This is a genomic window from Bartonella sp. MF74HXZ (genome assembly GCF_042194445.1).
GTDB lineage: Bacteria > Pseudomonadota > Alphaproteobacteria > Rhizobiales > Rhizobiaceae > Bartonella > Bartonella grahamii.
This window is the reverse complement of record NZ_JBHIMW010000039.1, coordinates 1-551: the sequence shown is the minus strand read 5'-3', so window position 1 is coordinate 551 and position 551 is coordinate 1. Positions and strand designations below refer to the sequence as shown.

The window sequence follows — 551 nt, the reverse complement described above, 5'->3', positions numbered from 1 at the left end:
CTCTAAATGTGTCATTTTTATGCCCACAAAACATAATCAAAATATAAACATTTAGGTCTCAACACAGAAAGCACAAACAAAACAAGAGTAAAGACTCAAAATGTTCACACTCTAAGCAATGATCCTCTATTATGAATTCCAAGAAGATCAATAATGCTAAAATGTGTCTTTTTTATGTTTTGGAGGTGTTTTTAAGTTTTTTCATTGGAGAGTTTGTTATGAAAAAATTATATGCCCCACAAGCAGCGAGTGAATTAAAACGTTCTCGTTTTTCTTTTGTTAAAGTTCTTTCGTTGGCTACAGCGGCTACATTTTTATCGAATGTTACACCTATTTTTTCAGCAAACTCTGATTTTAGAAACACATTTCTCGAAGGTGTAAACAGTGCTGGTGTCTCTTATCCGCAAAGTATTATCTCTGTTGCTGGTTTGAATGCTTCTTCTGTTTCAAAAGACAATTATTTAACAGCACTTAATAAAGCCGGATTAGAAAAGATTAATGCTGCTGATGACTATGCAAATTTTTTAACCAGAACTCTTTTGGGGACGAGT

General features: G+C 33.2%; 1 protein-coding gene. It reads left to right on the top strand.

The window, feature by feature from the left end; all coding sequences use genetic code 11:
- Positions 1-218: 218 nt before the first annotated feature.
- Positions 219-551 (top strand): hypothetical protein (locus tag ACFIJ8_RS08520; RefSeq protein ID WP_375639395.1); only part of this gene is annotated, 333 nt, incomplete at its 3' end.